This window comes from Vibrio sp. 10N.222.52.B7 (assembly GCF_041474275.1).
GTDB lineage: Bacteria > Pseudomonadota > Gammaproteobacteria > Enterobacterales > Vibrionaceae > Vibrio > Vibrio crassostreae_C.
Map to the genome: position 1 here is coordinate 1 of NZ_JBFRTU010000716.1, position 205 is coordinate 205.

A 205-nucleotide genomic window follows, 5' to 3' on the forward strand; every position below is an offset into this window, starting at 1 on the left:
CCATCAATGTTGTATTTACCCGTGTTGTACTTCGCCGAGAATCCTTCTTCCGACTTATCCAACTCTAACCACCAGCCCCAAAACTCACGCTCTTCTGGTGACTTTTTATCGTTCACACACACTGACAAGCAATCAAAAATGTAATGACCATCTTCTGATTGCGGCTCCCTCAAGTAAGGCCCAATAGCCTTTAAAACGTTTAACA

The 205-nt window shown here is 43.4% G+C and carries 1 protein-coding gene; it reads right to left on the bottom strand.

Annotated elements, in window-relative coordinates:
* On the bottom strand, positions 1-205 hold a 205-nt coding region (gene crl / locus AB4512_RS24955), incomplete at both ends, for a sigma factor-binding protein Crl (protein ID WP_372176147.1).